This is a genomic window from Acidobacteriota bacterium (assembly GCA_034211275.1).
Taxonomy (GTDB): Bacteria; Acidobacteriota; Thermoanaerobaculia; order Multivoradales; family JAHZIX01; genus JAGQSE01.
Window position 1 is genome coordinate 1 of record JAXHTF010000274.1, and the last position, 6,761, is coordinate 6,761.

A 6,761-nucleotide genomic window follows, 5' to 3' on the forward strand; every position below is an offset into this window, starting at 1 on the left:
GAAGCAACATCTTGCCTTCAGGTCCGTGGTCCCGCCCCGTGCTCCACGAACCGCGCACCCGAGGCTCAGGCTTCCTGGAGACCCTGACTCAATAGCCTTCGTTCGGAAACCGGTCACTACTGCCACAACAAGACTGGGGCCCCGCAAGATCAGCAGTAGACCAATGACCCCCACTCGTCTCTTTTTGCGCTCTAACTATCTGGATGGCAAAAGGAGATCTATGCGCTTTTTTCACTTGCAGCGAAGGCATTGGTTTGGCATTGGGATTGCCACGCTCATCCTTGGCCCCTTGATCCTCTGGCAGCTACCAGAGGATGAACAAGAACACCTCGTAGCCTTTGTTGGTCGAACCGAGGGCGACCAGTATGCGGCCATGCATCGACGAGCCCTCACCTATTACATCAAGCAACTCAACGAAGAGATCCCTGGCCACCGCCTCACCCTTCGGTTCTTCTACTTGGATGCCTATGAGGGCAGGCAGCCCGATGCCCCCGAAACTCTCCGATGGATTTATGAAACCCAAATTATACCTGACGAGAGATTCGTGGTTGTCATCGACAACACCTGGGCAAAGCACATCGAAAAAGTAAGTGACTTGGTTCGAGACCGAGACCTGCCGGTCCTCTCCCTCAATGCCGACAAGGGCCCCAAGAACTTCGGCGGAAATGCTCTATTCATCGGCCACTCCGATAACGCCGCCGACGACATTTCCGCCTACACAAAAAAGGTCCTTCAACCCAAGACATTGATATTCGTCGGAGAGGAAGACTACTGGCTGACAGCCAGATTCCTGGAAAAGATAGACCCCAAGGACTACACCCTATTCCGGAAGAAGATCCTAAAAACAGACAAACGCAACGCAATTGAACAGGAGGACCTTTCGGAGAGACTACAGACTTGGCTACGAGACGCACCCCGGCCAGCCATCCTGGCGCTCAATGTTCACGACGAGTGGGGCGCAGAAATAATTCACTTCGTAGACCAAAATCTAAGCGACGTCACAATCGTTGCTCCCAGCTTCGCAGCTCGCGAGGGAAAATCAGAGAACTTCACTGCAGAAAACGGGAACCGACTAATCCTGATGACCGCCCCGGAAGATGCAGTGTCCAAGAAAGTCTTCCGAGACACTGTAGCGCTCCGAGAGCGATTCCCTGACGAGTTCGCAGATCGATTCAACTTTTCGTTCTATGTGAAACGCTGCCTCGACACAGTCGAGATAGTCCGCGAAGCTCTGATAGCCGCCTCTAGCATTCCTGCGGTCCAAGAGATGCCAGGAAGTTCCAGCAAAGCGCAGGGAGGGCCGAAGGCACAACTCGCTGAAGTAGGAGAAATAGACCGAAAGCTGTTCCTCAGATTCTTCCAGAAGCAGGCCAACAGAGGATCGATCCCCGGTCGCTATGACCTTTACAACTTCGACTCAAAGGGCCGAATAATCCCTGAGGTATCGTTCGTCAGCTACGAAGAGGGAGTCGCGACCTCACAATGGCAGCAACTCAACTCTGAGCGCAAGACTATTCCAACAGTATTCTTCGGCATTGACCTCCTAGACGTCGGGCGACTTGACCCATCAAGAGGAGTATTTCAGGCCGACTTCTACTACTGGGTAAGACTGGGCCTTGACAGTAAAGAAAACAATAAAAAGGACACTTCCTCGACAGAAGTAGCCGCTGAGAGCAGCATTGGAAGCTACATCCACTTCCGGAATCTCTCCAGCATCAACAGCCGAACGAAGATCGACAAAGACGACCTTGGAAACTACCGCCTTGAGCGAATATCCGGCGAGTTCAACGTCGACTTCAAACTGGAGGACTACCCACTCGACACACAAGAGCTGACACTGGAGCTAGAGCTCGCCAACCCTTTTGACGATGTACGAGTAGCCTTTGACTACGCCGCCTTTGAAAAGGGTCAACGCCGACGAGACTCTTTTGAGATCAACGGCTGGGAACTCGAAGACTACTACGTTACCGTGGACAACGTAATCTCACAGGCCTTGAGAGGCGCCACCCCTGACAGCACAAGAGAACCCAAGAAGTTCAAAACACTAACAGTAAGAATAATAACCACCAGAAAAACCCAAAACGCATTGATATCCGTCGCCCTCCCACTTTGCACTATTGGACTGGCAGCGCTCTCTTTGCTTCTCATTCGAGACCTGCGCTTCGGCCGTGTCGGCGACATCTATGTCGGAGTCTTCCTGAGCATCATCACCTATTCCATCGCATTCTCACAGATAACACCAGCAACTGGCACGATAACCCGAGCCGACTACCTTTTCTATCTCACATTCTTGGTAGTCCTCCTAGTATTTCTCCGCTTCGTGCTCCTCAACGCCCTTGGCTATACAGGGGCCCCTGACTCGAAGAGCCCGAAACCACCTCGCCGCCTTGTAGCTTTTGGCGCAATGGCCGCCTATTGTCTAGCCGTCGCAATGATCGTGCTACTTGACCGCTAGTAAGAGGCCAAGAAGAGCCTTCGCAATCGAGCTAGTTAACGGATTGCTTCTTTCACAAGCCACCTACCGCCCCCGCGCCACCTCCCGCGGTCCGGAGCCACCGGAAGCCTTCTCCCCCGCCTGCCCATACCGGACGTAGTCCCGTAGCAGATCCCCCACAGTCCGGCCTTCGGCATGGACCGAGACGAAGCGATACAAGCGCGAGGCTTCGGCTTTGAGATCGGGGGTGGTTGTGGAGTGGTAGATCCAGGCGAGGATCTCGCGAGCGGCATTGACGGCGTCGGCGTCTAGGGTGGGGGCGCCTTGGCTGAAGCCGGTGCGGATGAAGGGGGCGATCTTGCTGGCGAAGAGGGCGTCGTAGGTAGCGGCCTGCGAGGAGCCGGCGAGGGTGCGGAGCTCAGTCTCGTGGGTGACAGCGAGGGAGGTGAGGCGCTTCATGGCCTCGGGACCGGCGGCGAGGGCGGTTTCGAGGAGCAGGCGGCCGTCCTCGTTGTTCAGGCCGCCGGTGAGGCTCTCGCAGGTGCACTCGCAGGAGCAGTCCTCGCTCTCCGGATCGCGGGGATTGTTGAGGATCAAGTCGACGTTGAAGGCGTTGAGATTCTCCGGCAGTGAAGCGACGAAGAAGCGGCCTTCGGTGGCGCCGGTGCCCTTTCCGACGTTGGTGCCGAGGGGCCGGAAGGCCCCCTCGCCGCCGAAGGCGTCGGGATCGCGGAACCACACCGGCCCGCCGGAATCGCCCGGCTGGTTGAACTCCGAGCCGGGGCTGACGATGCGCCAAAGATCCTCGATCATGATGTTGAAGAGGAAGTTGCCGTCCCAATCGCTGACTCCGAATTGCACCGAGAAGCTCAAGCCCTCGACAAAGCCAGAGTTCATCGAGCCAGAGACAACCCCGCAGGTGAAGACCGGGGTGGTGAGCAGGCCGGAGACTTCGCTGGTCTCCGGAGGCATCATCAGCCATTGCTCGTCGGACGCGTTGGAATCATCGCAGGTGGGCAAGCCTTCGAGGACTTCGGTATCGGTCGACGCCTGGTTGCAGGCAGCCTCCGAGTCGAAGGAGACGAAGGTGATGTCCTGGGTGATGTCCTTGGGCTCGGGCACGGCAGCAGGTCCCGCCCGCAGCACCCGGCCCGTCGTGGAGAAGAAGTTGCAACCACTGAAGAACGGTTGCTTGGTCTGAATGTTCCGCGGCAGGACGTCGAAGCGCTCCCAGTTGTGGCTGAACCCTGCCGCAGTGGTGTGGAGGGCGGTCAGATAGCCGACGGATTGACGGCTCGTGCGGTCTCCGTTGCGCTTTTGTTCGTCCTGCAGCTTCGACTGCACCAGCCAGCCCATGGTCCCGACGTCACATTGGGTGTGCATGGGGCCGGTGTCTTCGCCGTTCCAAACGCCGGTGGAGCCGGGCCGCTCGTCGGCGGTAAAAATCGGCGGGGAGCTGATTTCGAAGCGGTGGTTGAAGTCGCCCAGATCCTGGAGGACCCCCAGGCGCACCAGGGCAGCGGAGGCGACGGCGGGGCTCGTGCCCTCGGGCACCATCACCACCATCTCCCAATCGCCACCGGCGGCGATGGGGGTAATGCCCACTCCGATGATGGAGGCCTCGGCGAGCATGGCGTCGCGGTGAACATCGAGAATCGAGCGTAGGAGCTCGAGCCTAGCGGCGAGCTGGGTCGCTGCTGGATCCGGAGCGTATTTGGCCGCCACCTCGGCGCGAGCTTCCAGAAGATCCGTCTCCACCGCCGGCAACGCGGTGGGAGCTGGAATCTTGTAGCTGGCAGTAGCCGCCAGGTACTCCGGGAGTTCCATGTGGAGCGTGCTCTCGCCATTCTCCTTGCCGGCGAGCACCGCCTGGGTAGTGCCCCACCCGAGGGCGCCCAGCACCAACACCGCAAGTCCCAGCCGCCGGCCACGACCACCATTCCAGATCCGACCGCACTTCTCGCTCCGGCGCATAGGCTCCTCCTTCTAAGAAACTGTGCGCACCGAAGACCGAAGGGATCTCCGACGCTCCAAGACAAAAAACCAACAAGGCGCTTCACTTCTTATGGTGCGGATTGACGAATTGTCGGGACACGAAAGTCTGCCGGGGCCTCCGGCAGCGGGGCGCAAGATGCGATGCTCGAGGTACATCGAGAAGATTCCGGAGCCCGGCGGACTCTTGCCCCATGCACGAAACCCGCGGAGCCCCAAAGGAAACCGCGGGTTCCCTCGCTGCCGCAGCAGCTGAATTAGAAGGCCGTTGCCGCTACCAGCAGGATGGGCCCATGGAGTACACGTAGTACTGGGTCACGTCGCCAAAGCAGACCAGAGCACCGGAGCATTGGACGCTGCAGAAGCCTGCCGGCTGGGTGTGGGCGGCGTCGTAGAAGTAGCGGTAGCGTTCGACGTACTCCGGAGCGGCGTCGGCGGAGTCGACGGTGAAACCGCCGAAGACTCCGAGTCCGAAGAGGACCGCGGCGAGGGCAACGACCGCAGCTGCCGCGAAGAGAAGGTTCTTGAGGTAGGTGTTTTTCACGAGGAGGCCTCCTTCAAGGATGAGATTCAACAAATTCCGTCGAGAGGGTCCGGGACCTGCGCCAGACAAGTATCCAGCTCGGCATTGCAGGCCTGCCTGCAGGAATAGCTTTGGCATCCCTGCCAGCAGGCAGCGTGGGAGTCAAAGCAATATTGGTAGTTGTTGACGTACGCGTTGTAGTCAGAGCAGCGGACGGTGGTGCCGTTGCAGACGACGCGGTTGGAGTAGGCGGAGCAGCTCGTGCAGCTCGTGGGGCAGCTGAGAGTTCCCTTGGCACAGGTGGTGGAACAGCTCACATCTTCCTGCCCAACCTCGATGGCGATGCGCGAGGTCGCCGCTCCCACCAGCGGATCGTCAAGCTCGAGAATGGAAACGTCTTCGAGCCCGTCGACGCCAGCGCGTACGGAGAAGGAGAAGACACGGGTCAGACTCATCCCGTTGCCAGCGAGCTGAGCGAAGAGGTAGCGGGTCTCACCGGCAGCAGCGGTCTCGTCGACGACTCGGAAGAGAGCCGAGTCTTGCTCAATGGACACCGGCTCGAGAACCGCCTCTGCCGCCTCCACAGCGGTCGGTCCGGAGCCGGCGAGCACCAGCAAACCGGCAAGCAAACACAGACACATCGCTCGGAACAAGCTCATGACGTCCACTCCTCTCTCGAGGGCCCGACCGGCGAAGGGAACAGTGAAGCAACCGGCGAGCCCGGGGAAATAGAAATGCCGACATTCCTGCATTAAGAAAAAGATATCATGGCAAGAGACCCTCAGGGTCCTGAACGCGCAATCCGAGGAAGAGGGCGACGGGGAGCGATCTATGGCAGACTACGCGCCATGCTTCGTGCCGCCGGCAGACTCCCGCCCTGCCGATCTCCTTTCGTCTGCTCTCACCAAATCGAGGACCTCCGTTGAAGCTGCCCGTCACCGCTGACCCACGCGGCGAGAACCGTTTCTTCGCGGTGGTCTACGGCGGGTTTTTCTTCATGGGTGTGGGGACCGTGCTCCTCGGGCCTCTGCTGCCGGAGCTGCGGGCGCGCTGGGATCTCACCGCCGCCCAAGCGGGCTCCCTCTTCGTCGCCCAGTTCGTCGCCAGCTCGGTGGGGGCGGTGTTCTCGTCCTTCCATCTGCGCTGGAGCCTCATCGTCAGCTACGCCGCCGCCGGAGCGGGCTTGCTGCTCCTCGCCTTCGGCGGCTGGTCCACGGCGTGGCTGGCGCTGGCCCTCATCGGCCTCGGATTGGGGCTCGGAGCCCCCGCCACCAACCTGCTGGTGGCCGCCCGCTACACCTTGCGCCGGGGCGCGGCGCTGGCGCGGGCGAATCTGGTGTGGGGCATCGGGGCCGTCACCTGTCCGCTGATCTTCGCCGCCCTGCTGGGCCGAGTGCCGACGCCTTGGATCCTCCTCGGCATGAGCCTGCCCACTCTGGCGGTGGCGGTAGCACTGGCGGTGGTCCCGGCACCAAGATATGCCGGGGGAGGCCCCGCCGACGACGCGGCCCCTGCTGCAGACGGCGAGGACGCCGCACCGGCAGCGTCCGTCTCCATGCTCCAGGGCATGCTGCGGCTGGTACCGGCAGCGGCGATGATGTTCTTCTATGTCGGGATCGAGACCACCTTCAGCGGCTGGCTAGTGTCCCTGGCGGAGCAGCTCCACCCGGGCCACGAGACCCAGGCGCTGCTCGTCGGCGCCTGCTTCTGGGCGGCCTTTCTCAGCGGCCGAGCTTCCGCTCCCTGGGCGCTGCGCTATTTGAGCGAGGCCGGGCTCTTCTGGGTGACCATGGGCATCGCGGGCGTGGGTAC

At 60.5% G+C, this 6,761-nt stretch carries 5 protein-coding genes; 2 read left to right on the forward strand and 3 right to left on the reverse strand.

Annotated features, from left to right (window positions below):
* Window positions 1-220 precede the first annotated feature (220 nt).
* Window positions 221-2,455: a hypothetical protein gene (locus SX243_24540; GenBank protein MDY7096156.1), complete on the forward strand. Its 2,235-nt coding sequence runs from the start codon at window positions 221-223 to the stop codon at window positions 2,453-2,455.
* A 63-nt stretch (window positions 2,456-2,518) separates the two neighbouring features.
* Here the strand turns inward: SX243_24540 and SX243_24545 are convergent, their stop codons facing one another.
* The 3 genes from SX243_24545 to SX243_24555 all read right to left on the reverse strand — a co-directional run bounded on the left by SX243_24545 (window position 2,519) and on the right by SX243_24555 (window position 5,608).
* Window positions 2,519-4,408, reverse strand: a complete 1,890-nt coding sequence (locus SX243_24545) for a hypothetical protein (protein ID MDY7096157.1) — start codon at window positions 4,406-4,408, stop codon at window positions 2,519-2,521.
* Window positions 4,409-4,700: 292 nt separating this feature from the next.
* Window positions 4,701-4,970: a hypothetical protein gene (locus tag SX243_24550; protein MDY7096158.1), complete on the reverse strand. Its 270-nt coding sequence runs from the start codon at window positions 4,968-4,970 to the stop codon at window positions 4,701-4,703.
* Window positions 4,971-4,996: 26 nt separating this feature from the next.
* Window positions 4,997-5,608 carry a hypothetical protein gene (locus tag SX243_24555; protein MDY7096159.1) on the reverse strand — a complete coding sequence of 204 codons (612 nt, stop codon included), beginning with the start codon at window positions 5,606-5,608 and terminating at the stop codon, window positions 4,997-4,999.
* A gap of 263 nt (window positions 5,609-5,871) precedes the next feature.
* Here SX243_24555 and SX243_24560 point away from each other — a divergent pair.
* Window positions 5,872-6,761 (forward strand): MFS transporter (locus tag SX243_24560; protein ID MDY7096160.1); only part of this gene is annotated, 890 nt, incomplete at its 3' end.

What these genes read in the sequence shown, in the direction of transcription:
- SX243_24540 (MDY7096156.1), top strand. Translation starts at nt 221, where the DNA reads ATGCGCTTTTTTCACTTGCAGCGAAGGCATTGGTTTGGCATTGGGATT.
- SX243_24545 (MDY7096157.1), bottom strand. Translation starts at nt 4,408, where the DNA reads ATGCGCCGGAGCGAGAAGTGCGGTCGGATCTGGAATGGTGGTCGTGGC.
- SX243_24555 (MDY7096159.1), bottom strand. Translation starts at nt 5,608, where the DNA reads ATGAGCTTGTTCCGAGCGATGTGTCTGTGTTTGCTTGCCGGTTTGCTG.